This is a genomic window from Streptomyces sp. CA-251387, from assembly GCF_050936625.1.
GTDB lineage: Bacteria > Actinomycetota > Actinomycetes > Streptomycetales > Streptomycetaceae > Streptomyces.
In genome coordinates this window covers 8,281,695-8,307,780 of sequence record NZ_JBNJMJ010000001.1, presented here as the reverse complement: position 1 = coordinate 8,307,780, position 26,086 = coordinate 8,281,695, and the positions used below count along the sequence as shown (strand labels likewise).

Sequence of the window (26,086 nt, the reverse complement as noted above, 5' to 3'; positions counted from 1 at the left end):
AGAAGCACGCCATGAGCATCACCGACCAGTCCACCGCCGCCGTCGGCGCCGCCCCCGTGGACCAGCCGTCACCGCACCCGGGCGCTCCGCAGCCCGGCTCCCCGGACCTCGAAGGGTGGTTGACCGAGCGGGTGGCCTTCCATCTGCGCCGGACCCCCGAGGAGATCGACCCGGACACCCCGCTGGCCGACTACGGCATCGACTCGGTCGCGGCGATCAGCATCTGCGGCGAGATCGAGGCGCACTTCCAGCTCGCGGTCTCCCCCACCATCGCCTACGACTTCCCGACCGTCCACGCGATCAGCGACCACCTCGCCGAACGCCTGGCCTCCGGCGACCCGTCATGACCGAGCGCGAACCGATCGCCGTCGTCGGCCTGGACTGCCGCTTCCCCGGCGCCCGCGACGCCCGCGAGTACTGGTCGCTCCTCATGGACGGACGCGACGGCACGGACCGGGTTCCCAGCCAGCGCTGGGACGCCGACCGCTACCACGCGGCGTCGTCGACCGCGCCGCAGAGCGCCTCCGAAGCCCGGCCGCCGGGCCGCAGCAACACCGTGCGCGGCGGGTTCATCCAGGACCCGGACGCGTTCGACCCGGGCTTCTTCGGGATCTCTCCGCGGGAGGCCGCCGCCATGGACCCGCAGCAGCGGCTGCTGCTGCAGTGCTCGTGGCGGGCCATCGAGGACGCAGGCGTCGCCCCGCAGGACCTGGCCGGCACCGACACCGGCGTGTTCGTCGGGGTGATGGCCAACGAGTGGGCATATCTCCAGCTCGCCGACTACGACCGGATCACCGCCCGGTACGGCTCCGGCAACGGCTACTTCATGGGCGCGAACCGGGTGTCGTACCACCTCGACCTCAAGGGCCCCAGTCTGGCCGTGGACACCGCCTGCTCCTCCTCGCTCTTCGCCGTCCACCTCGCGTCGGGCTCACTGCGCTCCGGTGAGTGCGACTACGCGCTGGCGGCCGGGACCAACCTGATCATGACGCCGGTCATCAACATCTTCTACACCCAGGCCGGCCTCTCGGCGCCCGACGGTCGCTGCAAGCCGTTCAGCGCCTCGGCCGACGGCATCGGACGGGCCGAGGGCGTTGCGGTGCTGGTGCTGCGCAGGCTCAGCGACGCCCTGGCGGACCGTCAGCCGGTGTACGCCGTGCTGAAGGAGACCGGCATCAACCAGGACGGGCGCAGCAACGGCATCACCGCGCCCAACCGCTGGGCGCAGCAACGGCTGATCGAGTCCGTCTGGCAGCGGGCCGGCGTCACCGCCGACGACATCCGGTTCGTCGAGGCGCACGGCACCGGCACCCTGCTGGGCGACTTCATCGAGGCGCAGGCGCTCGGCGAGCTGACCAGCGGCCGCAGCGGCGGCAGCGTCGGACTGGGCTCGGTCAAGAGCAACTTCGGGCACGCCGAGGGCGCGGCCGGGATCGCCGGGCTGATCAAGGCCGTACTGGCGCTCCACCACCGCACGGTGCCGCCCAGCCGGTTCGCGGCCGACGCGAACCCGAGGCTGGACCTGTCAGGGCGCCGGCTCTCCCTGCTCAAGGCACCGCTCAGGCTGCCGTCCGGCACCGTGCACGCCGCGGTCAGCAGCTTCGGCATGGGCGGCAGCAACGCCCACGCGGTGCTCGCCTCCGCTCCCCGCACGGTGCACCGCGGCCGCGACCGGGCGCCCGGGGTGTTCACCGTCTCCGCCCGCTCCCCCGAGCGGCTGCGCGCCAATCTGCTGGCGCAGGCCGACGCCCTGTCCCGCCGCCCGGAGAACCAGCTGGCGCAGCTGTGCTGGACCAGCAATCGCGTCAAGTCCCGCCTGCCGTACCGGGCGGCCGTCGCCGCCGCCGATCTGCCCACGCTGGCCGCCGAGTTGCGCAAGGCCGCGGAGCACGCCGGGGAGGCCGCCCGGGTGGACGGTGGGCGGCGATCGGCGGCGTCGGTGGCGTTCGCCTTCACCGGGCAGGGTGCCCAGCACCCACGCATGGCCGCGTCCTGGTACCGATGGTGGCCCGCCTACGCACGGCACTTCGACGAGATCGACAAAGTGCTCGCCCCGCACACCGGACGGTCGGTGCGCGACCTGGTCCTCGACGGCGATCCGGAGGTCCACCGGACGCGCTGGGCCCAACCGGCGCTGTTCGCCGTGGGGTACGCGATGGCGGCCGCCCTCGTCGAGTCCGGGATCGGCCCGTCGTACGTCCTCGGGCACAGCATCGGCGAGTTCGCCGCCGCCTGCCTGGCCGGTGCGCTGGACGTGCCGGACGCCGCCCGGCTGGTCGCCCGGCGCGGGGCGCTGATGGAGGCGCTGCCCGGGGACGGCGGGATGCTCGCGGTGAGCATGGGCGCCGCGGAGGTCGAGCCGCTGCTGGTGAGGCGGCAGCGGCTCGGCCTGGCCGCCGTCAACGGGCCGCGGAGCACGGTGGTCTCCGGAGACCTCGGTGAACTGGCGTCACTGGAAGAGGAGTTGGCCGAGCGTGAGGTGGCCGCCCGGCGGCTCCCCGTCTCCCATGCCTTCCACTCGCCGCTGATGGCACCCGTGGTCGAGGAGTTCCGCCGGGAGTGCGCGGACGTGCCCGCCCGGGGGCCACGCATCCCGGTCTTCTCCACGGTGAACGGCCAACAACTCACCGGCGGGGAAACCATGGACGCCGACTACTGGGCGCGGCAGATCACCGCGCCGGTACGGTTCGCCGATGCCGCGAGCGCGCTGCTGGCCGCGGGCGTGACCCACGTGGTGGAGATCGGCCCGCGTGCGATACTGACCCCGCTGCTGGCACGGCTCAAGCCGGACGCCGGTCACCCGGTGAGCCTGCACGCCGCCCACCCGGGCGAGCACGCCCCGGACCACCGGCCCCAGCAGCTGTTCGGCGAGCTGTGGTGCGCCGGGCTCGCACCGGAGTGGGACGTGCTGTACGCCGAGGCCGACCGGGTGCCCCGCCGGCTGCCGCCGTACGTGTTCGACGACTCGTTCCGCGCCTGGCGCACCGGCACCGCGCCGGGCCTCCCGGAACTGTCCGCGCCCGGCCCCCCTGGCGCGGACACCGCGGTCCGTAGGGGTGCGGACCGCGGGGAATCGTGCCCGCCGGCCCCGGCGGGTGATCTGCCGGACCCACTCGCCGTCCTGACACGCCAACTGGTGTGCCGGGTCGGCGGGCACGACCCCGAGCACGTGCACGACCACGACCGGCTGCACGAGGACCTGGGCTTCGACTCGATCCGGGTGATGGAGCTCAAGGCACGGATCGAGGACGCGCTCCCGCGACTCGGCACGCTCCCGATCGAGGACCTGCTCGCCGGCCTGCGCACCGTGGGTGACCTCGTCGGATTCCTGCGCGGCCGCCACGGCGCCGCGGCTCCTGTTCCCACCACCCCGGAAGGAACCCGGTGATGACCGCACCCACCGTCCATCTGGCCTCGGTCGGCACCTGTCTGCCCGGTGACCCCGTGGACAATGCGACCCTGGCCAAACTCGTCGGTGTCGACGAGACCTGGGCCGAGATGTTCATCGGCAACGCCACCCGGCACTTCACCGTCGACCTTCCGACCGGTGAGGTACGGCACACGCTGGCCGACATCGCCGCGACCGCCGCCGACCGGGCGCTGGCGGAGGCCGGGCTGGAGCCGTACGACATCGACTGCGTCGTCATGGGTACGGCCACACCGGACCAGCTGATGCCCGCCACGGTGAACCTGGTGGCGGACCGGCTCGGCATCGACAACGTCCCCACGTATCAGCTCCAGTCCGGCTGCGCCGGCGCCGTGCAGGCCCTCGACGTGGCCCGCACGCTGCTGCTCGCCGAGCGCTGCGGCACGGTGTTGGTGATCGGCGGCGACGTGTGCGCCAAGCACCTGGAGACGGATTTCGACCCGGGGTCGCGCACCTCGGCCGAGCTGGTCAACTACGTGCTCTTCGGCGACGGTGCCGGCGCGGCCGTGCTCAGCGTCGAGGCGCTCGGGCAGCGCGTGGTGATCCGCCAGGTGCTCAACCGGCTGGTGGGGCTGGGCCGGGAGCCGGGCCAGGTCGTCGACTGGTTCGGGCTCGGCGACCGGCACACCGACCGCACCGCCGTCTTCGAGGACTACAAGGCGATCGAGGAGGCGGTGCCCGTGCTGGCCCAGCAGATGTTCTGGGAGCTCATGGAGGACGTCGGCTGGGGCGCGCACGAGCTGGACTTCCTGCTGCCCCCGCAGCTGTCCGGCCGGATGAGCGACCGCATCTCCGACGGCATGCCCGCCCCGGACGCCCGCCGCGTCAACGTGGTGCGCCACGTCGGCAACAACGGCAACGCGCTGCCCTTCCTCCAACTGGAGGAGCTGCTGCGGCAGTGGGACGGCCCCGGGCGCGCCCTCGTCGTCGCCATCGAGTCCAGCAAGTGGATCAAGTCCGGTGTCGCACTGGAGCGTTCATGACGGCGACCACGAACCACAGCACCCGGGACCCGGCGGCCGGCTGGCACGACCACGGGGCGTTGAGCGCGCTGCGCGCCCTGCACCGCGCGGGCAGGCTCCCGGCGGAGTACGGCTCGGTACGGTCCCTGCTGTCACGCATGCCGGCTGCCGACCTCCCGGCCGCGGGCCAGCTGCTGGCCCGGCTCGATCCCAAGGAGGTGTGCCGCCACGCGGAGGTGCCGGTGGTCACCGTCACCGTCACCGGCCACTCGACGGTGGCTCCGCTGGTGGCTCCCCTCACCGCCGAACTGGCCCGGCACGGGCTGCTGCTGGAGGCGAAGGTCTCGCCGTACGGCGCCTACCTCCAGGATCTGATGCGCCCGGCCGCGGCTGGCGAGGAACAGCCGCAGCTCACGCTCTGCCTGCTCGACGCGCACACCGTCTTCGACGACGTCACGGTGCCGTGGCGAGCCGAGGACGTGGAGGCCGCCGCACGGGCCAGGCTCGCGCTCCTGACGGGCGCCGTGCGCACCCACCAGGAGGCCGGCCGCGGCCTACTCGTTCTCAACACCGTGCCGCTGCACCGCCGTCACACCCACCAGCTGGTCGACCTGCGCTCGCGGGCCCGGCTCGGCGCGGTGTGGCGGGAGTTCAACAGCGGGCTGCTGTCCCTGGCCGCGCAGTACCCGGGCGTGGTCACCGTGGACCTCGATCCGCTGGTCGCCGAGGGCATTGTCGCGTGCGAGCCGCGCGCCGCGCAGTACGCCCGGGCCCGGCTCTCCGACGCGCTGCTGGCCGCCTACGCCCGGGAGGCCGCCCACGTCGTACGCGCCCGCCTCGGCCGCACCCGCAAGTGCCTGGTGCTGGACCTGGACGGCACGCTGTGGGGCGGGGTGCTCGGCGAGGCCGGGCCCGGTGGCATCGAGCTGGGCACGGGGCTGCGCGGTGAGGCCTTCCAGGAGTTCCAGCGGACGGTGCGGCAGCTCGGCGCGCAGGGGGTGCTGCTCGCGGTGAGCAGCAAGAACGACGCCGAGCTGGTCGGCACGACGCTGCGCACCCACCCGGGCATGGTGCTGCGCGAGGACGACTTCGTCCGCGTCAACGCCAACTGGAAGGCCAAGCACGACAACCTCCGCGACATCGCGGACCGGCTCGGGCTGGGCCTGGACAGCTTCGTCTTCGTCGACGACAGCACCTTCGAGTGCGGGCTGGTCGGCGAGCAGCTCCCCGAGGTCGCCGTGGTCCGGGTCGACGAGGAGCCCGCGCTGCACCCCGCGGCACTGCTGGCCGACGGCTGGTTCGACCTGTTCGAGCTCACCGAGGCCGACCTGGAGCGGGCCGGCCGCTACCGCACCGAGGCACTGCGGCAGGAGTTCCGCGAGGACGTCGGCTCCTACCAGGACTACCTCGACGGGCTCGGTCTGGAGGTCGGCCTGCGGCCGCCGGACGAGTCCGAGATCGCCCGGGTCTCCCAGCTCACCCTGCGCACCAACCAGTTCCACCTGGCCACCGAACGTCTTGAGGCGGCCCAGGTGTCAGCGCTCCTGGAGCGCCCGGGGCACCACGTTCTCGCCGTACGCGCACGTGACCGGTTCGGCGACCACGGCCTGGTCGGCGCGCTGTTCCTGCGGCGTGACGCAGAGGTGCTGCGCATCGACAACTTCGCCCTCAGCTGCCGGGTGTTCGCCCGGGGCATCGAGAGCGCCTGTGTGGGGGCAGTGCTGCGGTTCGCCCGGGACACGGGGGCGAGCGCCGTGGCGGGACGCTATCTTCCCTCCCCGCGCAACGCGGCCTTCGCCTCCTTCTACGCCGACCACGGCTTCGCCCCGGTCGGCACCGACCCGGACGATCCCGAGGCCGTCTTCTTCCGGCACGACCTGACCGACATCGCCCCCGCCCCCGCCCATCTGCGGCTGCACGCCGCGTTCGGGCCGTTCGACGGAGACCCGACATGACCACCGCCCTCGCCGACATCGCGGAGTTCCGCCTGCTCCTGGAAGAGGAACTCGGCCTGCGCGTCCGGGCCGACGACCTCGACCGCCCGCTGGACGACTTCCCCGACTGGGACTCGGTGCTGCTGCTCAGGCTCGTGACCGTCGTGGAGGACGTCGTCGGCCGGCGCGTCCCGGTGGCCGACGTGCTCCAGGCACGCACGTTCCGCCAGATGTACGAGGTGGTGGCGGGCCCGTGACCACCTCCCGTGCGGACTTCGCGCCCGACGACCCCGGCACCTGCGTGCACTTCCACGCCCTGTTCCTCGACACCCAGCTCGACGTGTTCCTCTCCCCCGGCCTCGTGAGGCGGGTGCGCGCCGGTCTCGCCCGCCTGGTCAACGGCCGCGGGGACAGCCGGTCGGCCGAGGGCAGGCCCGATGCCGCGGAACGGATCCCGGAAGAGAAGGGAGCGGCCCGATGATCCCCTTGGCGGAGCTGCAGAGGTTCGGTCTTCCGCACGCGCACGCCCAGGGCATCCCGAGGATGTCATCCACCGGGTGATGCGGACCCTCAGCACGGACGCCAAGGACGAGGGTCCCGGTGCCTGGGTGCACGAGTGGTCGTCGCTCGGCATGGCGGCCGAGGCACGCGGCCGCGACCTGGACGCCGTCCGCTGCTACGCGATGGCCCGCTTCCCGTACGTCGACGGGCCGTTGCGGAAGGCGGCGCAGAGCGCCGGCGTCGAGGCCTTCGACCGCTGGCGCAAACGCGTCCGCGGCATCTCCCGGCTCGACCTGCCCTATGAGGAGAACGGCTTCGCCTGCTGGGCCGTCGGCCTGTCCACCCGGAACAGGCTCCCGCTCATCATCGTCCTCGGCGGCATCACCAGCACCAAGGAGCAGTGGGCCCCCGTGCTCGCCGGAGCCGACCGGCTCGGCGCGGCCGTCGTCGTCACGGAACTGCCCGGCGTCGGCGAGAACACCCTCACCTACGGAACGGACAGCACACGCATGCTCACCTACCTCCTCGACCTGCTCGGCCGCGCCGCCGACGCCTCCCGCACCTGTGTCGTGGGCCTCAGCTTCGGCGGGCATCTCGCGCTGCGCCAGGCGATGGAGGACGACCGTATCCGGGGGCTGGCCACCGTCGGGGCCCCGGTACGCGACTTCTTCGTCCGCGCCGCGGGCCACACGCCGCTGCCGCGCCTGGTGCACCTGACCCTCTCCCACGTCATGCGCACACCGGTGGAGCGGCTTCCGGCCGCCCTCGCCGACTGGGAGCTCGACGAGGAGCGGCTCACCCGGCTGCGCACACCGGTCGCCTACGCGGCGAGCCGCGACGACGAGATCGCGCCCCACTCGGACGCCGAGTTGCTGGAGCGGACCGTGCCGCATCTGCGCCTGGTGGAGAACGACGTCCTCGGTGGCCGGCCCGACCGGGCGGCCGAGACCCGGCTGTGGCTGCTGGCGCAGGCGCTGCGCATGACCGGAACGGCGGGTGCCGTACGCCGGGCCGCCTCGGCCCGCGCCCGCGTCCTGCGCGCCCGCCACCGCCTCGCCCGTACGTCGGCCGGAGACCCCGCATGACGAGGAGTGCCTCGGCCTCCTGCCTGAGCCGGGCGCCCCGTCCGGACGCCCGGCTGCGGCTGTTCTGCTTTCACCACGCCGGCGGCGGGGCCTCGTTCTTCAGTTCCTGGGCCCGGCGCGTGCCGTCGGACGTCGACGTCCTGCCGGTGCAACTGCCGGGCCGCGAGGCGCGCTACGGCGAGCCCCGGTACCAGGACGCCGGGGAGGTGGTCGAGGCCCTCGGGCGCGACCTCGCCCCCTGGTTCGACGAGGGACCGTGGGCCGCGTACGGCCACAGCATGGGCGCCCTGCTGTCCTTCGCGCTGGCGGCGGCCCGGCTGCGCGCGGGCGGCCGCGGTCCGCAGGCGCTGTTCCTCGGGGCTTACGCGGCCCCGCACCGTACGCCCACGCTGCCGCCGCCCGACCGGTACCAGGACGGCGAACTGGCCCGCCTGCTCGTGGACTTGGGCGGGCTGGACCCGCGGTTCCTGGGGCGGGCGGACTGGCTGCGGGTGCTGCTGCCGATCCTCCGCGACGACCTGCGGATCTGCGCGACTCACCAGCGGGCGGGGCTGCCGGACCCGTACGACGAGCGGGCCCGGCTGCCGCTGACCGTCGAGGCGTTCGCCGGCACCGACGACCCGCTCGTCGACCCGGCCGCGGTGCGGGCCTGGGGGCGGTATGTGCACCACTTCCGTCTGACCCCGGTCCCCGGCGGCCACTTCTTCCCGCGCGAGGCGCCCGACGCGTTCTTCGAGCGGCTCAACCGTTCACTGGCCCGGCTTCTCGCGGAGTCCGGGGCACCACCCTCGGCACCCGGCTGATCCGCCGCCGGCTGTCGTCGGCGTTCTTCTCGTACAGCGTGCGCTGCTCCTGGATGCCGGGCATCACCCACACCGGCCGCGCCGAGGCGTCGGCGAACACGAGGCCGTCGTCGTCGGGCCGCAGCCCGGTCACGGTGAGTTCGAACGGCGCCAGGTAGTCGATGTCGCCGGCCGCGGTGAGCCGGAACGGCCGGTCGTGGCCCGGGTAGACCAGATCGGACACCGTCAGGACCCGCTCGATGCTGTGAGCGGCCTGGTCGGCGTCCCAGAACACCAGAGGGTTGCGTTTGGTGCGGGCGACGTACGCGAAGTGCAGGGCGTCACCCGTGATGGCGGCGTGGCCGTGCTCGGTCTGCACGATGACGCCGATGCTGCCCGGCGAGTGGCCGGGCAGGCCGATGACGCCTACCCCCGGGATGATCTCCTCCCCGTCGGTGACCTCGCGGACGGGGAGCTGTTCCAGCAGCAGCCCCGTCCAGGCGGGCGTGGCCCAGTCGTTGGCGTGCGGGAGGTGCGCGTACCGGCGTTCGTCGGGGTGCAGGACGAGGGTGGCCCGTGGGAACAGGTCGATGTTCTGGACGTGGTCCCAGTGGGCGTGGGTGAGGACGACGGTGTCGATGTCCTCGGCGGTGAGGCCGTGCCGGGCGAGCGCGTTGCGGAGGAAGGGGCGGCGGCCGACGTGGGCGGCGTCGACGATGATGTTCCGCTCCCGTCCGGCCGCGTCCGGACCGCGGACCAGGAACACCCCGCAGAAGGCGGGATAGCCCTGGTCGGTGTCGATGGCGAAGCCGGGCAGGAGGATGTCGATCGTCGGCATGGAACTCCCTCGGTCGGTGGGCTGGTTGATCACTCGCGGATCGCACTTCACTGGTCCTGCAGGGCGGTGCGGATGGCGTCGAGGCAGGCGGGGTTGACGAGGGTGGACAGGTCGCCCGGCGCCTCGCCGGTGACGAGCGCGCGGACGAGCCGCCGCATCACCTTGCCGTTGCGGGTCCTGGGCAGCTCCGGCACGGCGATCACCCGGTCGGGGCGGAACGCGGCGCCGAGCGCGCCGGCCACCCGCGCACGGATCCGCTCGGCCTCCGTCCCGCCCAGCGACCGGCCGTCCGACGGGACCGCGAAGCACCACAGCGCCTCCCCCTTGACGGGGTGCGGGACGCCGACCGCGGCCGCCTCGGCGACAGCCGGGTCGCCGACGACGGCGTCCTCGACCTCGGCGGGCCCGAGCCGTTTGCCGGACACCTTGATGACATCGTCGAGCCGCCCGTGGACGAACCACTCGTCGCCGGTGCGTGAGACGAGGTCGCCGTGGGACCAACGGCCCGGCCTACGGCCGAAGTAGGTCTGGGCGAAGCGTTCGCGCGCCCGCCACAGTCCCCGGGTCATGCCCGGCCAGGAGCGCCGGACGACCAGCTCGCCGACCTGCCCCTCGGGCGGCTGCGCGCCGGAGTCGTCCTCGACGACCGCCGCGATGCCCAGGCAGGGGCCCGCGAAGCCGCACGGCGACTGGGGCAGGGTGGGCGCGGAGGCGAGCAGGGATCCGCCGACCTCGGTGCCGCCGCAGATGTTGATCACCGGGCAGCGTTTGCCGCCGAACTCGGCGAAGTACCAGCGCCAGGCGTCCTCGGTCCACGGCTCCCCCGTCGAGCCGAGGACCCGTAGCCGGGAGGGCACGACCGGGTCGCGCGGCTCACGGCCCATCAGCATGCGGGACAGGCTCGGCGAACTGCCGAAGACGGTGACCTCGTGGTCGTCGAGCAGCCGCCACAGGCGGGCGGTGTCCGGGTGGTCGATCGCGCCCTCGTACGCCAGGACGCAGGCGCCCGCGAGGGTGCCGCCCACGGCGATGAGCGGGAACATGATCCAGCCGGGGTCGGTCACCCAGAAGACCACGTCGTCCGGCCGCAGGTCGAAGTTGTACCGGGTCTCGCTGCCGACCTGTGCCGGAAAGCCTCCGTGGGTGTGGACCGCGCCTTTCGGGCGGCCGGTGGTGCCGGAGGTGTGCAGCAGGAGGAAGGGGGCGGTGACGGGCACCGAGACGACCGGGACGGGGTCGGCGGCGGCCAGCCGGTGCCAGTCCGTCGTGGCGAGCTCGGCGCGGTCGCGGCCGCCGGCCCCCGAGGGCGCCGTTCGCCCCTCCGGCTCGGCGGTCCCGGACGGCACGCCTGGCCCGGCCGGAGCGCGCGGACCAGCTGCGTCGGAGGAGTGCCGTGGCCCGTCCGGCTCCCGCACGACGACGAGATGGCGTACGCACGTGGCGTTCTCCAGTGCCGTGCGGGCCACCGCCTCCATGTCCTGCCGCCGCCCCCGCCGGACGGTGCCCGCGGCGGTCACCAGGACCCGGGCGCCGGCGTCGACGAGCCGGACCGCGATGGCCTCGGCACCGAACCCCGAGAACAGCGGCACCAGTACGGCACCGATGCGCGCGCAGGCGAAGAGCAGGACGAACGCCTCGGGGCCGGGGGGCAGATAGCCGGCCACGCGGTCCCCGGAGACGACACCGAGCTCGCGCAGCCCGCCCGCCACCCGGGCGCTGTACGCGTCCGCTTCACCGTAGGTGAGCACCCCGCGCGTGCCGTCCTCCCGCTCCCAGCGCAGTGCCGGAGCCTGCCCGCCCCCCTGCCGCACCCGGCGCTCCAGACAGGAGTCCACGAGGTTGGTGAACGCGCCCGGGAACCAGCGCGTGAACGCGATCCCTCCGGCCTCGTCGCACACGCGCTGCGGCGGCCGGTGCCAGACGATGCCGATGTCCTGCACGGCCCGCGCCCAGAACCACTCGGGGTCGGCCGCGGACCTGGCCTGGAGCGCCCGGTAGCCGCCGTCGACACCGTGCCTGCGGCAGAACGCCGTGATGTTGCTCCGCTCGGTGAACTCCCGCGTCGGATACCAGGCATACGCGCTCATCGGGCCGCGCTCGGATTCTCGATCAGTGCGGCGATGCCCTGGCCGCCGCCGATGCACAGGGCGACCACGGCCAGCCGACCGCCGGTGCGGCGCAGTTCGTGCGCCGCCTTGAGCAGCAGGACACATCCGGTGGCGCCGATGGGATGGCCCAGGGCGATCGCCCCGCCGTTCGGGTTGACCCGGTCCGGTTCGAGCTTGAGCTGGTCCATGACGGCCAGGACCTGGGCCGCGAACGCCTCGTTGAGTTCGATCACGTCGATCTCGTCCACGGTGAGGCCGTTGCGGTGCAGCAGGGTGCGGATCGCCTCCGCGGGGGCGACGCCCATGATCTCCGGCTCCAGCGCCGTGACGGCGACGTCCCGCAGCCGGCACAGCGGGGTGCTGCCGGAGTCGAGGTCGGCCGAGCGCATCAGGAGCACGGCGGCGGCACCGTCGTTGATGCCGGCGGAGTTCCCTGCGGTGATCGTGCCGTTCTCCGCGAAGACGGGGCGCAGGCCCGCGAGTTTCTCCTCCGTCGTACCGGGCCGGGGGTGTTCGTCCCGCTCTACGATGCCGTGCGCGGTGGCCACGGGCACGATCTGCTCCTCGAACCGTCCCTCCTGAACGGCGATGGCGGTGCGCCGCTGGCTCTCGGCGGCCCACCGGTCCTGGCGCCGCCGCGAGATGCCGTACCGGTCGGCCACCACCTCGCCCGTCATGCCCATGGGGTAGTCCCCGAAGGGATCGGTGACCAGGGAGAGGGTGCCGTCGATGGTCGTGCCCTCGGCCAGTTCGTCGGGAGCCCGTTCGCCGTAGTCGAGCAGCGGCTGACGGGTCATCGACTCGTTGCCGCCCGCCACGACGACGTCGGTCGCACCGAGGGTGAGGCTCTGCGCGGCCGACCAGACCGCCTGGAGGCCGGATCCGCACAGCCGGTTGACGTTGTACGCGGTGGTCCGCACGGGCAGCCCGGCACGCAGCGCCGCGCGCCGGGCGTTGAACGCGTCCGGGCCGACCTGGCCCACGCAGCCCAGGACGACTTCGTCCACGGCGTCGGGTTCCAGCCCGCCGCGCCGGACCGCCTCCCGGATCACGACGGCGCCCAGCCGGTGGGCGGGCACCGCGCTCAGTGCGCCTTTGTACCGGCCGATCGGGGTGCGGGCCCCGTGGACGACGGCGATGTCTACGGGCATCGGGGTCACTCCTTCGCTGAGGGCTCCGCGTCCGTGCCGAACGCGGGGGACGCCACGGGGGGTTCGGGCAGCAGGGCGAGGGCGTCGCGGTCGGGACGGATCAGGAACACCGAGAGGACGGCACCGGTGATCAGCAGGCCGGCGGTCAGGTCGAAGGCCCGGCCGTAGCCGACGGCCTCGGTGGGCGCGGCGTCGATGATCCGCCCGGTGACGTAGGGGGCGAGCAGGCTGGAGAGGGCGGCGAGGGCGTAGGACAGTCCCAGAGCCGCACTGCGTCGTCCAGGCGGGCAGATGTCCGCGATCGCCGCGTTGGTCAGCGGGGTCTGTCCGTTGCCGGCGGAGAACGCCAGCACGAGCAGCGGCAGCAGGAGGGCGGTGGGACCGACCCGGGTCGTCAGGAGCAGGCAGACGCCGGCGAGGAGCGGAAGTGACGCGCCCACCAGCCCCTGCGCGACCCGGGCGGTCACCCCTCGCCGCAGCAACCGGTGCGCGGCGGCTCCCGCGGTGAGTACGAGGACGGCCATGGCCAGGGCGGGCAGGCCGACGATCCCGCTGACCTCCGTGTCGCTGAACCCGGCCTGTTCCGCCAGGAACAGCGGGAGCCAGGCGAAGCCCAGGGCGAGCGTCCACATGACCGCGAACGCGGAGAACGTGGCCCCCAGCCAGGTGCCGGTGGTGACGACGCGCCAGAACGGCACGGACGGCTGCTCCCTCGGCGCCCTGGACGGTTCGTCCGGTGCGGGGCCGAGGCGCGCGGTGTACGGCCCGCCGCCGCCGAACCTGAGCCAGACGAGGGCCCACACCACCCCGACGGCCCCGAGCAGGGCGAACGCGGCCCGCCAGCCGAGGGTGCTGCTGACCAGGACGACCAGCGGGGCGGCCAGGACGGTGCCGCCGGCGGCACCCGCGACCACGACGGCCGAGGGCAGGGCGCGCCGTTTCTCCGGGAACCACGTGAAGGCCGTGTAGTTGGCCAGGGGATACCCCGGCCCCTCCCCCGCACCGAGCACCACCCGGGTGGCGACGAGCGCTGCGAATCCGGTCGCGGGGAGGAGGATCGGCAGCTGGGCCGCGGCCCAGACCAGGGCGAGCACGGCGAGCAGGGGCCGGGGGCGGATGCGGTCGCCGAGGAAACCGACGGAGACCGCCGAGAGGCTGAACAACAGGTAGAAGCTGCTGGCGATGGTGCCGAACTCGGTGGCCGTGAGGTCGAGATCGTCCTTGATGGGGCCCGCGGTCAGACCGAGCACGGCCTTGTCGGCTGCGTTGATCACGATGAACAGCGCGAGCAGGATCAGTACGACGCGACTGCGGCGCCGGGTGTCGTCCGCGGCGTCCGGCCGGGTGTCCGCCTCGACGGTCATGCCGGGGACAGCCGTTCGTCGAGCCAGTCGAACGCCCGCTGGTGGAAGCGGAGCGCCGCGCCTTCCTGGCAGTGTTCACCGGCCCCTTCGGCGTCGGTGAACACCATGAGCTCCTTCGGGCAGCGCAGCGCGTCGTGCACCCGCCGGGCCTCACCGTGGCAGATCACGTCGTTCTCCGCGTCGAGGACCAGGGTCGGGCAGGCGACGTGCTCGGTCACGCCGTCGAGGTTGTACGGCGCGCAGGCGCGCAGCGCCTCCGGGGGTGTCTTGGCCCCGAAGACCCACATGCCGTGCCGCAGGAACCAGCGCACCCGCGTGCTCTGCACCATGCTGACGTCCAGCACGGGCCCGGCCACGTCGTCGCGGCCCTCCGCCACCCACTCGCCCAGGTAGGGCGGGATACCGCGGAGGGGGAGTTCGTAGAAGTCGTAGATCCCGTTGTGCAGGACGCACGCGGCGAGGCGGTCCTCGAACGCGGCCGCGCGGGCGGCCAGCAGCCCGCCGAAGCTGGTGCCCCACAACACGAGCCTTTCCGGGTCCACCTCCGGACGGGTCAGGGCGTGGTCGACCACAGGGCCGACCACGTGTTCCCAGTCCGGCCGGAAGACGAGTCCCTGCTCCCGCCGGACGGACTGCTGGCCGGGTCCTTCGAAGGCGAGCACGTGGTAGCCGCGGCGCAACGCACCGCCCGCCACCATGAAGTACAGCTCCTCCAGGGTCGAGTCGTAGCCGCCGTGATGGATCACGGTGGGCCGGGGGCGGGCCGCACGGCCGGCTCCGTCGGCGGGGAACAGGTATGCCGGCAGGGTGGTGTTCTCGTAAGGGATCTCCAGGCGCAGCGCGGGCACGTCGAGGAGTTCGGCGGCCCGTGCGAAGGTCTGGCGCGAGCAGCGGGCGAGCCGGTCCGACTCGGTGTCGGCGTCGCGGTTCTCGACGCGGAAGAAGTCCGCGGTCCGGTAGTAGTTCGAGGCCCGCAGCAGTGCCTCGCGGGCGCTGACCCGGTGGCCTGCGGCGAGGGCCTCGTCGCCGATGCGGTGGAGGCGTTCGGCGAGGGCGGTCCACTCGCGGTACCAGGCCCGCTCGTCGCCGTCCGGGATGTTCCGGCAGGTGACGAGTACCTCGCCGAGGTCCGCGCCGGCGTAGGCGGCGTGTCCGGCGGTGCGCAGAGCCTGGAAGGAGAACGCCACGTCGTCGAAGAGGAACTTCATCGTGACCTCCTTTCCCGGACTTCTCCGGGTCGGAACGGAACAGGTCCGTTCCGTCTCGCCGCGGAACGTACACCCGGCCTTGACGGAACGCAACCGTTCCGTTCGGTGTTAATCTCGCGCGGTGGACGCCACCAGCCGGAACACCTTCGACCGCAGACCCACCGGCTCCGCGGTGCTACGGGAATCCGTGACCGAGACGATCAGGCGGGCGGTCTTCGAGGAACTGGCCGAGACCGGGTACGCCCGGATGTCCATGGAGGCCGTGACCCGCCGGGCCCGTGTCGGCAAGGCGGCCCTGTACCGCCGCTGGCCCGCCAAGGAGGCCATGGTGGTGGAGCTGGTCTCGGAGGCCGCCGCCGCGCATCTTCCCGCGACGGCCGACTCCGGGTCGCTGCACGACGACGTCGAGCGCTTCATCCGGCACACCATGGCCGACCTGCGGCATCCCCTCGCAGGCAGGATCATCCCCGACCTGGTGGCCGAGTCGGCCCGCAACGCGTCCCTCCGCGACGCGCTGCACCGGGCGGTCCTCGGGCCCCGGCGCGCGGCTGTGGCGACGCTCCTGCGCCAGGCGGTGGACCGCGGCGAGTTGCCCGGCGACATCGACATGAGCCTGGCCGTCGACATCTTCGGCGCCCCGCTGTACTTCAGGATGCTCGCGGTCGGCGGCCCCACCGACGACGCCTACGTCACCCGCCTCACCCACGCCGTCCTCGCGGCGCTGGCCGCCAGCCGCTGAACGCTACTCCGAGGTCGGAACCCGGCGTCCCACAGGACCTCACGCCTCACCGGTACAGCGCGGGCCTGTCGACGAGGTCCACCGCGACCCGGCCGCCGTCCTCCAGCGACCGTACGCCCGCCTCGCACACCGCGGCCACGGCGTATCCGTCCCAGGCGCTGGGCCCGGTGACCTCGCCGTGCCGGGTGGCGTCCACCCATGCCTGCACCTCACGGTCGTAGGCGTCGGCGAACCGCTCGATGTAGTCCTGCGCGATGATGCCGCCCCAGCGGCCGGCGGCGTTCGTGACCATGGCGTGGCCGTCGCCGACGCGGGCGGTGCCGCGCTCGCAGACGACCTCGGCCTGGACCTGGTAGCCGAACCCGCAGTTGACGAAGATCTCGACGTCGACGAGCGCGCCGCCGTCGGTCTCGAAGAGCACGAACTGCGGGTCCCGGATGCCGTCCGGCGCGTTGCCGGAGGGCGTCGGGGCCAGCACGGTGACGGCCGTGATCTCGTGGCCGAGCAGCCAGCGGGTCACGTCCATCTCGTGCGTCACCGAGTCGTTGATGAGCATCTCGCTGGTCCAGCCGGGCGGGCTGGCGACGTTGCGGTGCCGGTTGTGCAGCATGAGAGGGCGGCCCAGCTGGCCCGTCTCCAGCAGGGCCTTGAGCTTCATGTACTCGGCGTCGTAGCGCCGCATGAAGCCCACCTGGACCCGGCGCCGGCCCAGCTTCTGCTCGGCCTGAAGGACGCGCAGCGCGGAGGCGGCGTCGGGGGTGAGGGGTTTCTCGCACAGCACCGGCAGATCGTGCTCGAAGGCTGTGAACAGCGCCGCCTCGTGGGCGGGGCCGGGGGAAGCGATGATCACCGCGTCCACGTCGGCGGACGCCATCGCGGCGGCCGGGTCGGTGTGGGCGGTGCAGCCGTCGACGCGGGCGGCGACCGATTTGGCGCGCTCCGCGTCGACGTCCACGACGGCGGTCACCCGTGCCCCGCTGGTGACCTCCTGGATGCGGCGCACATGGTCCGCACCCATCTTTCCGGTACCGATGACCGCGACTCCGAGTGTGGCGCGCTCAGTCATGGCTGTCCTTTCGGGTCGTCAGGCGCCGCAGGACTTCAGGAACTTGCGGGTACGCACCGCGATCGGCAGCGGCTTGTCCGGCTCGCACGGGTACATGTCCTGCTCGACGATGGCGAACAGATCCACGTTCAGCTTCTGCGCCGCCTCCAGGACCGGCCCCAACTCCGGTACGCCGGACGGGGGTTCGCACATCACACCGCGCTGGACGGCGGGCCCGAAGGGGATCTCGTTCTTCACCACGTCCGCGAGGATCTCCGGGTCCACCTGCTTGAGGTGCAGATAGCCGATGCGCTCGCCGTAGGTCTCGATCAGCTTGACGCTGTCGCCGCCGCAGTAGGCGTAGTGACCGGTGTCGAGGCACAGGTTGACCAGGTCGGAGTCGGTCGAGTCGAGGAAGCGCTCGACATGGGCCTCGGTGTCGATGTGGGTGTCGGCGTGCGGGTGCACGACGATGTCGAGGCCGTACGCCTCCTTCACCTCGTGCCCGAGCCGCTCCATGCCCTTGGTCAGGTACGCCCACTGCTCGCCGGTGAGCTCCGGCGGCTCCAGGATCTCGGCGGTCTTGTCGTCCCGCCAGAAGGACGGGATGACGACCAGGTGCTTCGCCCCCATGGCCTGGGTGAGCGAGGCGACCCGGCTGACCTGCTCCCAGGTGGAGTCCCACTCGGACGGGCCGCGGTGCAGGCCACAGAAGATCGTGCCCGCCGAGACCTTCAGATTCCGCTGGTTCACCTCGTCGGTGAGGCGGGCCGGGTCGGTCGGCAGATAGCCGTACGGGCCCAGCTCGATCCACGAGTAGCCGGCCTCGGCGACCTCGTCCAGGAAGCGTTCCCAGGGCACCTGCACGGGGTCGTCGGGGAACCAGACGCCCCAGGAGTCCGGGGCGGAGCCGACCCGGATGCGGTCCAGCACAGGGGGCATGTCAGGACTTCCCTTCGGGCGCGCCCGCCACGGGTGCGGTGAGGTCTTCCTCTTCCGGGAGCTCCTCGACGTCCACGCCGCGCACCTGACTCAACTCGTGCTTGAGCGCCGCCAGTTCGGTGCCGCCGGCCATGTGGTTGGTGAGCTCTTCGAGGCTGACCTCGTCACGGGAGGCGTTCAGCTCCATGGTGCCGAGGCGCAGGACGCTGAAGTGGTCGCCGACCATGTAGGCGTGGTGGGGGTTGTGGGTGATGAAGATGACGCCGAGGCCGCGGTCGCGGGCGGCGGCGATGTACTTCAGCACCACACCGGACTGCTTCACACCGAGGGCGGCGGTGGGCTCGTCCAGGATCAGCACCCGGGCGCCGAAGTAGACGGCGCGGGCGATCGCCACGCACTGGCGCTGACCGCCGGAGAGCGTCCCGATGGGCTGCTCCAGGTCGTCCAGGACGATGCCCATGTTGCGCAGCTCTTCGTCCGCGGTCTTCTTCATCCGCTCGATGTCGAGACGGCGGATGGGCCAGGGGCCCTTGGTCATCTCCGAGCCGAGGAAGAAGTTGCGCCACACCGGCATCAGCGGGACCACGGCGAGGTCCTGATACACCGTGGCGATGCCCTTGTCGAGCGCCTCGCGCGGGGTGGAGAAGCGCACCGCTTCGCCGTCGACGAGGAACTCGCCCTCGGTGTGCTGGTGCAACCCCGAGATGATCTTGATGAGGGTCGACTTGCCGGCGCCGTTGTCGCCGAGGACGCAGGTGACCTGGCTGGGGAAGACCTTCAGGTCGACGCCGTGCAGGGCGCGGATGTTGCCGTACGACTTGCCGGCGCTGCGGAGTTCGACGATCGGGCCGTCCTTCTCGGGGGCCTTGTCGACGAGGACGGCGCCGTGGGTGCCGGTTCCGTTGGTGGATGTCATTGCGGTCACCTCCGGGTGGCCGTGCGCTGCACGTACAGATTGATCAGGACGGCGCCGAGGAGCATCACGCCGAGGAACGCCTTGAACCAGTCGGGGTTCCAGCCGGCGTAGACGATGCCCTGCTGCACCATGCCGAACATGAACGCTCCGAAGACCGGGCCGATCGCCGAACCGGCGCCACCGGTGAGCAGACAGCCGCCGATGACCGCCGCGGCGATGTAAATCAGCTCCTGCCCGACACCCTCGCCGGACTGCACGGTGTTGAACGAGAACAGCTGGTGCATACCGACGAACCAGGCCCCGAAGCCGACCAGCATGAACAGCGAGATCTTCGTGAACGTCACCGGGACACCGACAGCGCGGGCGGACTGCTGGTTGCCGCCGACCGCGAAGATCCAGTTGCCGTACTTCGTCCGCAGCAGCACCCACGTCGCGATGGCCGCGAAGACCAGCCACCACACAATGGTGATCTTCACGTTGACCCCGCCGACCTCGAAGGACGACGCGAAGATCGCCTTGGCCTGGTCGAAGCCGTCCATGTCGCTGATGTCGTCCGTGGCGACGTTGCCGGTGATCAGCTTGGTCACCGCCAGGTTGACGCCCTGGAGGATCAGGAAGGTGCCCAGGGTGACCAGGAAGCTCGGCAGGCCGGTCTTGACCAGCATCCAGCCGTTGAACAGACCGATCGCCAGCGACACGATCAGCGCGACGATCACGCCGACCCAGACGTTCATGCTCAGCTGGTACGCGGTCATGCTGGCAGTCAGCGCGGAGGTGACCACCGCGACACCGGCGGAGAGGTCGAACTCGCCGCCGATCATCAGCAGTGCGACCGGCAGCGCCATGATCCCGATCGTCGACGACTGGTACAGGATGTTCGCCATCGAGCTGCCGTCGCGCACCGGCGGCGCCGTGATCAGGAAGAAGATCAGGACCGCGACGGCGCCGAGGAAGACGCCGACCTCGGGGCGGGCCAACAAGCGAAGCGCCAAGGGGCGTTCAGCGGTGCGCCCGTCCTTCTCCTTGCCGGGGCCGGGGGCCGGCGGTGTGGTCACCGCCGGCTCAGCCTGTTGGGTCATGCTCGTCACCGGGTTCCCTTCGCGGCGAACTTGTCGATCGTCTCGACGTTGGTCTTGTCGACGAAGGCAGGTCCGGTCAGCACCGGCTGCTCGCCGCCGCCCATGTAATTGCCGTTGTTCTTGTAGAGCCACAGCGAGTCGATCGCCAGGTAGCCCTGGAGGTAGGGCTGCTGGTCGACGGCGAACTCGATGTCGCCCTTGCTGATCGCTCCGGTCAGTTCCTTGTTGAGGTCGAAGGTGGCGACCTTCGCCTTGGCGCCGGCGTCACCGATCGACTGCACCGCGGTCAGCGCGAACGGGGCGCCGAGCGCGACGACGTAGTCGATGTCGCTGTCCTGCTTGAGCTTGGCGGTGATCGTCGACTTCACCGACGGCATGTCGGTGCCGTTGACGTTCAGGTTCTCGACGTCACCCTCGAAGGTCTTCTTCACGCCCGCGCAGCGCTGCTCCAGGCCGATGTTGCCCTGCTCCTGGATGACACAGACGGCCTTCTTGGCGCCGGCCTCGTTCAGCCGCTTGCCGAGCGCCTCGCCCGCCACGGTCTCGTCCTGGCCGAAGAACTCCATCAGGCCGAGCTTCTGCCATTCGCTCACGCCGGAGTTGAGGCCGACCACCGGTATGCCGGCGGCCTTCGCCTTGCTCACGACGTCCTTCATGGCGTCCGGCTTGGCGAGGGTGATCGCGATGCCGTCGACCTTCTGGTCGATCGCGTTCTGGACCAGGTTGGCCTGGTTGCCCGCGTTGGGGTCGTTGGAGTAGATCAGCTTGACGTTGTCCTTGGCGGCGGCGGCCTCGGCACCCTTGCGGACGATGTCCCAGAAGGTGTCGCCGGCCGACTGGTGCGTGACCAGGGCGACCGTCATACGCGGCGTGCTTGACTTGCCGGCGGAGGCGCCCTCCGCGCTCTCCTCAGCCTTCTTGCCCCCGGAGCTGCTGGAGCAGCCTGCGAGGGTGAGCGCTGCCGCTGCGGCCACGGCCACCACGGGGGCCAGTCTGCGGGAGCGAGAGTAAGAGCGGTCCATCTTTCCAGCACCTCACTGTGCGACGGGGTGTTGCGACGGGGGAAAGGGGATGATCACTGGGATCGAGGCCCGGACCAGTGGGAGAAGTCCGGGTCGTGTGCCGTGGAACACGGCGGTTTCGCTGGGACGGGATCCAATCGCTGGATGCGGCCGCTGTCAATACTTTGTTAAGACATCATTTCACAAGCAGGTCCGAATGTAAGTACAAAGTATTGACAGCGTCGGCCTCCACGTCCTACACCTGGGAGGCGGCAGGCCCCCTGGGGGCCCCACCCCCAGCCCAGCTCTAGGAGCGTTGCGCATGGCCGAGTCAGCCAAGCCCTTCGACTTGATCACGATGGGAAGGATAGGAGTCGATCTCTACCCCCTGCAGTCTGGCCTACCTCTGACGCAGGTGGAGACGTTCGGCAAGTTCCTCGGAGGCTCGGCCGCGAATGTCGCCGTGGCCGCCGCCCGGCTCGGCCGGACCACCGCCGTGATCACCCGCACCGGCGACGACCCCTTCGGCGCCTACCTGCACGAAGCCTTGAAGGACTTCGGCGTCGACGACCGCTGGGTGACGCCCGTCGCGGCGTACCCGACGCCGGTGACGTTCTGTGAGATCTTCCCGCCGGACGACTTCCCGCTGTACTTCTACCGGCAGCCTAAGGCGCCTGACCTGGAGATACATTCCGACGAGCTGGACTACTGGGCCATCCGCTCGGCCCACGTCTTCTGGATCACCGGCACCGGCCTGAGCGAGGAGCCGAGCCGCTCCGCCACCCTCGCCGCCCTCAAGGCGCGCGACAAGGCGGGCACCACGGTCTTCGACCTCGACTGGCGCCCGATGTTCTGGAAGGACCCCGAGGAGGCCCGCCCGTACTACGCCGAGGCACTGCGGCACGTCACGGTCGCGGTCGGCAACCTCGACGAGTGCGAGGTCGCCACCGGAGTCCGCGAGCCCCGCGCCTGCGCCGAGGCGTTGCTGGCGGCCGGCGTGGAGCTGGCGGTCGTCAAGCAGGGCCCCAAGGGCGTGCTGGCGGTGCACCGCGACGGCACGGAGGCCGAGGTGCCGCCGGTGCCGGTCGAGGTGGCCAACGGCCTCGGAGCGGGCGACGCCTTCGGCGGCTCGCTGGTCCACGGGCTGCTGTCCGGCTGGGATCTGGCCGAAACCATGCGGTACGCCAACGCCGCCGGCGCCCTCGTCGCCTCCCGCCTCGCCTGCTCCTCGGCGATGCCCACCGAGTCCGAGGTCCAGGACCTCCTCGCACGGGCGTCGTAGTCGAGCACCCCGGCCGACCGAGCCACCCTGAACGGAGCCTTCCTTGAGCATCAGCATTCCCGACCTCACCGCGGTCAGAGCCCGGCACCCCGAGGCGATCGCCGAGGCCGCCGCCCGCCGCGCGCGCCGCCCGCTGATCGGCGACAGCGGCCGCCTGATGATCGTGGCCGCCGACCATCCGGCCCGCGGCGCCCTCGGCGTCGGCGACCGGCGCCTGGCCATGGCCAACCGGGCCGATCTGCTGGAGCGTCTGTGCGTCGCGCTGTCGCGGCCCGGCGTCGACGGAGTGCTGGCCACCGCCGACATCCTGGAGGACCTGCTGCTCCTCGGGGTCCTCGACGACAAGGTTGTCATGGGCTCCATGAACCGCGGGGGCCTGGCCGGCGCGTCCTTCGAGATGGACGACCGGTTCACCGGCCACCGCGCCGAGGACATCGCCCGTCTGCGCTTCGACGCGGGCAAGCTGCTGGTCCGTGTCGACTACGACGACCCGGGCTCGCTGGCCACCCTGGAGTCCACGGCCCGCGCCATCGACGCCATGGCCGCGCTGCGGCTCCCGCTCTTCGTCGAGCCCTTCATCTCCCGGCGGATCGACGGCCAGGTGCGCAACGACCTGTCCGCGGAGGCCGTCACCAAGTCGATCGCCATCGCGTCGGGCCTGGGCGGCACCTCTGCCTACACCTGGCTGAAACTTCCGGTCACCCATGACCCCGACGACATGGCCGAGGTTCTTGAGACGTCCACGCTGCCCGTCGTGCTGCTCGGCGGTGAGGTCGGGGGCTCCGCCGAAGAACAAGCGGGGGCGTACGAGCGCTGGCGCAAGGCGCTCGCGCTCCCCACCGTCCAGGGCATGGTCGTCGGCCGCTCGCTGCTCTACCCGGCCGAGGGCAGCGTGGAGACGGCGGTGGACACGGCCGTCGGCCTGTTGTGACCCGGAGGAACACGATGACCTACCACCTTCCCGCGGGAAAGGCGCTCGGCGGCCCGTACGTCGTGGACGTCACGCCCGAAAAGGCCGGCTGGAGCTACTCCAGCCTGCGGATCCTGGAGCTGCCGCCGGGCGGCTCGCACACCTTCGACACCGGCGACAGCGAGTGGATCGTGCTGTCGCTGACCGGTGGCTGCACGGTCGGCACGACGGACGATTTCGGCCATGACACGTTCCGGCTCACCGGCCGTGACAGCGTGTTCAGCGCCGTGAGCGACTTCGCGTACGTGCCGCGGGATGCCCGTACGACGGTCTCGTCCACCGGCGGCGGACGGTTCGCGCTGACCGGCGCGCGCTGCTCACGGCGGCTGCCCGCCCGCTACGGGCCGGCGTCGTCGGTGCCGGTGGAGCTGCGCGGCACGGGCAACAGCAGCCGGCAGGTGAACAACTTCGGCGCGGCCGGGGTCTTCGAGTGCGACAAGCTCATCGCGGTCGAGGTCATCACGCCGGGAGGCAACTGGTCGTCCTTCCCGCCGCACAAGCACGACGAGCACCGCCCCGGCGAGGAGTCGGTGCTGGAAGAGATCTACTACTTCGAGTTCGCCGACCACGATGGCACCCCCGGCCTCGGCTACCAGCGCGTCTCCCCGTCCGGACACGGCCGGAACACCGACGTCCTGGCCGAGGTGCGCGGCGGCGACGTCGTCCTGATCCCCGACGGCTGGCACGGGCCCTCCATGGCCGTGCCCGGCCACCACATGTACTACCTCAACGTCATGGCGGGCCCCGAGGCCGAGCGCGCCTGGCTGATCTGCGACCACCCCGATCACGCCTGGATCCGCGGCACCTGGCCGGACCAGCCCGTCGACCCCCGTCTGCCCCTCTACACCGCCCCGTCCCAGTGAGGTCCCCGATGAGCCAATCCACCGTCCGCCTGACCGTCGCCCAGGCGCTGGTGCGGTTCCTGTCCGCCCAGTACACCGAGCGCGACGGCGTACGGCACCGGCTGATCGCCGGCACCTGGGGCATCTTCGGCCACGGCAATGTGGCCGGCATCGGCCAGGCCCTGCTCGAAGCGGGCGAGGACACGATGCCGTACCACCAGGGCCGCAACGAGCAGTCCATGGTGCACGCGGCCGTCGGCTACGCCCGCCAGCTCAACCGCCTCTCCGCGCAGGCGGTGACGACGTCGATCGGCCCCGGCGCGACGAACCTCGTCACGGGCGCCGCGCTGGCCACGATCAACCGCCTGCCGGTCCTGCTCCTCCCCGGCGACTACTTCGCCTCGCACGCTCCCGACCCGCTGCTCCAGCAGCTGGAGCACCCGACCGAGGCGGACGTGTCGGTCAACGACACCCTGCGCCCGGTGTCGAGGTACTTCGACCGGATCACCCGCCCCGAGGCCCTGATCCCCTCCGCCCTGAACGCCATGCGCGTCCTCGCCGACCCGGCCGAGACCGGCGCGGTGACCCTGGCCCTCCCCCAGGACGTCCAGGCGGAGGCGTACGACTGGCCTCAGGAGTTCTTCGCCGAGCGCGTCTGGTACGTACGGCGCCCCGCGCCCGACCCGGTCGAGCTGGCGGCGGCCGTCGAGGCGATCCGGGCCGCCGAGCGCCCCCTGATCGTCGCGGGCGGCGGCGTCCACCACAGCGAGGCCGAGGCGGCGCTGAAGGCCTTCGTCGAGGCGACCGGCATCCCGGTCTCCTCCACCCAGGCGGGCAAGGGCTCCCTGCGCCACGACCACCCCGCCGACCTCGGCGGCATCGGCCACACGGGCACGTCGGTCAGCGACGACATCGCCCGCGCCGCCGACCTGGTGATCGGCGTCGGCACCCGGTACACGGACTTCACCACCGCCTCCGGCACCCTCTTCCAGAACCCGGACGTGCGCTTCCTGAACCTCAACATCACCGGCTTCGACGCGCACAAGCTGGCGGCACGGACGCTGGTCTGCGACGCGCGGGCCGGTCTCGAAAAGCTGGTGGAGGAGCTGTCCGGGCATCGCGTGAGCGAGGCGTACGAGGCCGAGTACCGCGCCGGCAAGGAGCGCTGGGACGCGGTCGTCGAGGCCGCCTACCGGGCCGGCGACGAGAGCGCCGTACCGACCCAGACGCAGGTGCTGGGCGCGCTGGACGCGGTCGTCGGCGACGAGGACGTGGTGATCAACGCGGCCGGTTCGCTCCCGGGCGACCTGCACAAGCTGTGGCGGTCCCGCTCGCCGCGCCAGTACCACCTGGAGTACGGCTACTCCTGCATGGGCTACGAGATCCCGGCCGGTATCGGCATCCAGCAGGCCGCCCCGGACACCGCCGTGTGGTCGCTGGTCGGCGACGGCACCTACCTGATGATGCCGACGGAGATCGTCACCGCGGTCCAGGAGGGCCTGCCGGTCAACATCGTCCTGATCCAGAACCACGGCTACGCCTCCATCGGCGGCCTTTCGGCCGAGACCGGCGGCGAGCGCTTCGGCACCGACTACCGCTACCGCGCCGCCGACGGCACCTTCACCGGCGCCCCGCTCCCGGTCGACCTCGCCGCCAACGCGGCCAGCCTCGGCATGGACGTCCTGCGCGCCAAGACGGTCCGCGAGCTGCGCGAGGCGCTGGCCACGGCCCGCGCCTCCGACCGGCCGACCTGCGTGTACGTCGAGACGGACATCACGAACCCCACCTCCCCCGGCGCCGAGGCCTGGTGGGACGTGCCCGTCGCCGAGGTCGCCTCCCGCGAGGCCGCCGTCGAGGCCCGCGAACGCTACGACCGGAATGTCGCCGGCCGACGTCACCACCTCTGATCG

General features: G+C 72.0%; 22 protein-coding genes and 1 pseudogene. 13 read left to right on the top strand and 10 right to left on the bottom strand.

Annotated elements, in window-relative coordinates; genetic code table 11:
• Positions 1-11: 11 nt before the first annotated feature.
• From ACQEV2_RS36895 to ACQEV2_RS36860, 8 genes are all read left to right on the top strand, one after another.
• Positions 12-347 (top strand): acyl carrier protein, encoded by a 336-nt coding sequence (locus ACQEV2_RS36895; protein WP_078662420.1) that lies wholly within the window; start codon positions 12-14, stop codon positions 345-347.
• Positions 344-3,388, top strand: a complete 3,045-nt coding sequence (locus tag ACQEV2_RS36890; RefSeq protein WP_433051795.1) for a type I polyketide synthase — start codon at positions 344-346, stop codon at positions 3,386-3,388. The genes ACQEV2_RS36895 and ACQEV2_RS36890 overlap by 4 nt, the downstream gene beginning before the upstream one ends.
• The gene (locus tag ACQEV2_RS36885; RefSeq protein WP_433051792.1) at positions 3,388-4,410 is read left to right on the top strand and encodes a 3-oxoacyl-ACP synthase III family protein; all 1,023 of its coding nucleotides are present in this window, start codon (positions 3,388-3,390) and stop codon (positions 4,408-4,410) included. The genes ACQEV2_RS36890 and ACQEV2_RS36885 overlap by 1 nt, the downstream gene beginning before the upstream one ends.
• Positions 4,407-6,344, top strand: coding sequence for an HAD-IIIC family phosphatase (locus tag ACQEV2_RS36880; RefSeq protein ID WP_433051789.1), 1,938 nt, complete (start codon positions 4,407-4,409; stop codon positions 6,342-6,344). Before ACQEV2_RS36885 ends, ACQEV2_RS36880 begins: the two co-directional genes overlap by 4 nt.
• A complete protein-coding gene (locus tag ACQEV2_RS36875) occupies positions 6,341-6,580 on the top strand; it encodes a phosphopantetheine-binding protein (RefSeq protein ID WP_399106906.1) in 240 nt (79 codons plus the stop codon). Before ACQEV2_RS36880 ends, ACQEV2_RS36875 begins: the two co-directional genes overlap by 4 nt.
• Complete coding sequence (locus ACQEV2_RS36870) at positions 6,577-6,804, top strand: hypothetical protein (protein ID WP_433051786.1); 228 nt, start codon at positions 6,577-6,579, stop codon at positions 6,802-6,804. Before ACQEV2_RS36875 ends, ACQEV2_RS36870 begins: the two co-directional genes overlap by 4 nt.
• A gap of 79 nt (positions 6,805-6,883) precedes the next feature.
• Positions 6,884-7,909 (top strand): alpha/beta fold hydrolase, encoded by a 1,026-nt coding sequence (locus ACQEV2_RS36865; protein ID WP_433051783.1) that lies wholly within the window; start codon positions 6,884-6,886, stop codon positions 7,907-7,909.
• Positions 7,906-8,712 (top strand): thioesterase II family protein, encoded by an 807-nt coding sequence (locus tag ACQEV2_RS36860; RefSeq protein WP_433051780.1) that lies wholly within the window; start codon positions 7,906-7,908, stop codon positions 8,710-8,712. The genes ACQEV2_RS36865 and ACQEV2_RS36860 overlap by 4 nt, the downstream gene beginning before the upstream one ends.
• Here the strand turns inward: ACQEV2_RS36860 and ACQEV2_RS36855 are convergent.
• The 5 genes and pseudogenes from ACQEV2_RS36855 to ACQEV2_RS36835 all read right to left on the bottom strand — a co-directional run bounded on the left by ACQEV2_RS36855 (position 8,651) and on the right by ACQEV2_RS36835 (position 15,360).
• A complete protein-coding gene (locus ACQEV2_RS36855) occupies positions 8,651-9,529 on the bottom strand; it encodes an MBL fold metallo-hydrolase (protein WP_433051777.1) in 879 nt (292 codons plus the stop codon). The genes ACQEV2_RS36860 and ACQEV2_RS36855 overlap by 62 nt on opposite strands.
• A 221-nt stretch (positions 9,530-9,750) precedes the next feature.
• Positions 9,751-11,616: pseudogene (locus tag ACQEV2_RS36850) on the bottom strand (AMP-binding protein); the annotation flags it as partial.
• Positions 11,613-12,788 (bottom strand): thiolase family protein, encoded by a 1,176-nt coding sequence (locus tag ACQEV2_RS36845; protein WP_433051774.1) that lies wholly within the window; start codon positions 12,786-12,788, stop codon positions 11,613-11,615. The gene ACQEV2_RS36845 and the pseudogene ACQEV2_RS36850, both read right to left, overlap by 4 nt.
• A gap of 5 nt (positions 12,789-12,793) precedes the next feature.
• Entirely contained in the window at positions 12,794-14,152 is a 1,359-nt protein-coding gene (locus tag ACQEV2_RS36840; protein ID WP_433051771.1) for an MFS transporter, read from the bottom strand.
• On the bottom strand, positions 14,149-15,360 hold the full coding sequence (locus ACQEV2_RS36835; RefSeq protein ID WP_433051768.1) for an alpha/beta hydrolase family protein: 1,212 nt from the start codon (positions 15,358-15,360) through the stop codon (positions 14,149-14,151). The genes ACQEV2_RS36840 and ACQEV2_RS36835 overlap by 4 nt, the downstream gene beginning before the upstream one ends.
• 121 nt (positions 15,361-15,481) lie before the next feature.
• Between ACQEV2_RS36835 and ACQEV2_RS36830 the strand changes: the two genes are divergently transcribed.
• Positions 15,482-16,099 carry a TetR/AcrR family transcriptional regulator gene (locus ACQEV2_RS36830; RefSeq protein ID WP_433051765.1) on the top strand — a complete coding sequence of 206 codons (618 nt, stop codon included), beginning with the start codon at positions 15,482-15,484 and terminating at the stop codon, positions 16,097-16,099.
• 46 nt (positions 16,100-16,145) lie between these two features.
• Here ACQEV2_RS36830 and ACQEV2_RS36825 read toward each other — a convergent pair whose 3' ends face one another.
• From ACQEV2_RS36825 to ACQEV2_RS36805, 5 genes are read right to left on the bottom strand one after another with little or no spacing between them, the layout of a single operon-like run.
• The gene (locus tag ACQEV2_RS36825) at positions 16,146-17,165 is read right to left on the bottom strand and encodes a Gfo/Idh/MocA family protein (protein ID WP_433051762.1); all 1,020 of its coding nucleotides are present in this window, start codon (positions 17,163-17,165) and stop codon (positions 16,146-16,148) included.
• 18 nt (positions 17,166-17,183) lie between these two features.
• Positions 17,184-18,086 (bottom strand): sugar phosphate isomerase/epimerase family protein, encoded by a 903-nt coding sequence (locus tag ACQEV2_RS36820; RefSeq protein ID WP_433051759.1) that lies wholly within the window; start codon positions 18,084-18,086, stop codon positions 17,184-17,186.
• A gap of 1 nt (position 18,087) precedes the next feature.
• Positions 18,088-19,002, bottom strand: a complete 915-nt coding sequence (locus ACQEV2_RS36815) for an ATP-binding cassette domain-containing protein (RefSeq protein WP_433051756.1) — start codon at positions 19,000-19,002, stop codon at positions 18,088-18,090.
• A 5-nt stretch (positions 19,003-19,007) separates the two neighbouring features.
• Positions 19,008-20,081, bottom strand: a complete 1,074-nt coding sequence (locus ACQEV2_RS36810; RefSeq protein ID WP_433051753.1) for an ABC transporter permease — start codon at positions 20,079-20,081, stop codon at positions 19,008-19,010.
• 5 nt (positions 20,082-20,086) lie between these two features.
• Positions 20,087-21,103 (bottom strand): sugar ABC transporter substrate-binding protein, encoded by a 1,017-nt coding sequence (locus ACQEV2_RS36805; RefSeq protein WP_433051750.1) that lies wholly within the window; start codon positions 21,101-21,103, stop codon positions 20,087-20,089.
• Between the two features lie 301 nt (positions 21,104-21,404).
• Between ACQEV2_RS36805 and iolC the strand changes: the two genes are divergently transcribed.
• Genes iolC through iolD form a run of 4 tightly spaced genes read left to right on the top strand, consistent with a single transcriptional unit; the run spans position 21,405 to position 26,083 of the window.
• Positions 21,405-22,364, top strand: coding sequence for a 5-dehydro-2-deoxygluconokinase (iolC, locus tag ACQEV2_RS36800; protein WP_433051747.1), 960 nt, complete (start codon positions 21,405-21,407; stop codon positions 22,362-22,364).
• A 43-nt stretch (positions 22,365-22,407) separates the two neighbouring features.
• Positions 22,408-23,295 (top strand): Cgl0159 family (beta/alpha)8-fold protein, encoded by an 888-nt coding sequence (locus tag ACQEV2_RS36795; RefSeq protein ID WP_433051744.1) that lies wholly within the window; start codon positions 22,408-22,410, stop codon positions 23,293-23,295.
• A gap of 14 nt (positions 23,296-23,309) precedes the next feature.
• Complete coding sequence (gene iolB, locus ACQEV2_RS36790) at positions 23,310-24,197, top strand: 5-deoxy-glucuronate isomerase (RefSeq protein WP_433051741.1); 888 nt, start codon at positions 23,310-23,312, stop codon at positions 24,195-24,197.
• Between the two features lie 8 nt (positions 24,198-24,205).
• Positions 24,206-26,083: a 3D-(3,5/4)-trihydroxycyclohexane-1,2-dione acylhydrolase (decyclizing) gene (gene iolD, locus ACQEV2_RS36785; RefSeq protein WP_433051738.1), complete on the top strand. Its 1,878-nt coding sequence runs from the start codon at positions 24,206-24,208 to the stop codon at positions 26,081-26,083.
• Positions 26,084-26,086 lie beyond the last annotated feature (3 nt).

Bases quoted from the DNA above. Each gene is read 5' to 3' on its own strand.
- ACQEV2_RS36835 (WP_433051768.1), bottom strand. From the start codon at position 15,360: ATGAAGTTCCTCTTCGACGACGTGGCGTTCTCCTTCCAGGCTCTGCGC.
- ACQEV2_RS36815 (WP_433051756.1), bottom strand. From the start codon at position 19,002: ATGACATCCACCAACGGAACCGGCACCCACGGCGCCGTCCTCGTCGAC.
- ACQEV2_RS36890 (WP_433051795.1), top strand. From the start codon at position 344: ATGACCGAGCGCGAACCGATCGCCGTCGTCGGCCTGGACTGCCGCTTC.
- ACQEV2_RS36875 (WP_399106906.1), top strand. From the start codon at position 6,341: ATGACCACCGCCCTCGCCGACATCGCGGAGTTCCGCCTGCTCCTGGAA.
- ACQEV2_RS36825 (WP_433051762.1), bottom strand. From the start codon at position 17,165: ATGACTGAGCGCGCCACACTCGGAGTCGCGGTCATCGGTACCGGAAAG.
- iolB (WP_433051741.1), top strand. From the start codon at position 23,310: ATGACCTACCACCTTCCCGCGGGAAAGGCGCTCGGCGGCCCGTACGTC.
- ACQEV2_RS36865 (WP_433051783.1), top strand. From the start codon at position 6,884: ATGCGGACCCTCAGCACGGACGCCAAGGACGAGGGTCCCGGTGCCTGG.
- ACQEV2_RS36860 (WP_433051780.1), top strand. From the start codon at position 7,906: ATGACGAGGAGTGCCTCGGCCTCCTGCCTGAGCCGGGCGCCCCGTCCG.
- ACQEV2_RS36840 (WP_433051771.1), bottom strand. From the start codon at position 14,152: ATGACCGTCGAGGCGGACACCCGGCCGGACGCCGCGGACGACACCCGG.
- ACQEV2_RS36805 (WP_433051750.1), bottom strand. From the start codon at position 21,103: ATGGACCGCTCTTACTCTCGCTCCCGCAGACTGGCCCCCGTGGTGGCC.
- ACQEV2_RS36895 (WP_078662420.1), top strand. From the start codon at position 12: ATGAGCATCACCGACCAGTCCACCGCCGCCGTCGGCGCCGCCCCCGTG.
- ACQEV2_RS36880 (WP_433051789.1), top strand. From the start codon at position 4,407: ATGACGGCGACCACGAACCACAGCACCCGGGACCCGGCGGCCGGCTGG.
- ACQEV2_RS36810 (WP_433051753.1), bottom strand. From the start codon at position 20,081: ATGACCCAACAGGCTGAGCCGGCGGTGACCACACCGCCGGCCCCCGGC.
- ACQEV2_RS36820 (WP_433051759.1), bottom strand. From the start codon at position 18,086: ATGCCCCCTGTGCTGGACCGCATCCGGGTCGGCTCCGCCCCGGACTCC.
- ACQEV2_RS36845 (WP_433051774.1), bottom strand. From the start codon at position 12,788: ATGCCCGTAGACATCGCCGTCGTCCACGGGGCCCGCACCCCGATCGGC.
- ACQEV2_RS36855 (WP_433051777.1), bottom strand. From the start codon at position 9,529: ATGCCGACGATCGACATCCTCCTGCCCGGCTTCGCCATCGACACCGAC.
- ACQEV2_RS36885 (WP_433051792.1), top strand. From the start codon at position 3,388: ATGACCGCACCCACCGTCCATCTGGCCTCGGTCGGCACCTGTCTGCCC.
- iolD (WP_433051738.1), top strand. From the start codon at position 24,206: ATGAGCCAATCCACCGTCCGCCTGACCGTCGCCCAGGCGCTGGTGCGG.
- iolC (WP_433051747.1), top strand. From the start codon at position 21,405: ATGGCCGAGTCAGCCAAGCCCTTCGACTTGATCACGATGGGAAGGATA.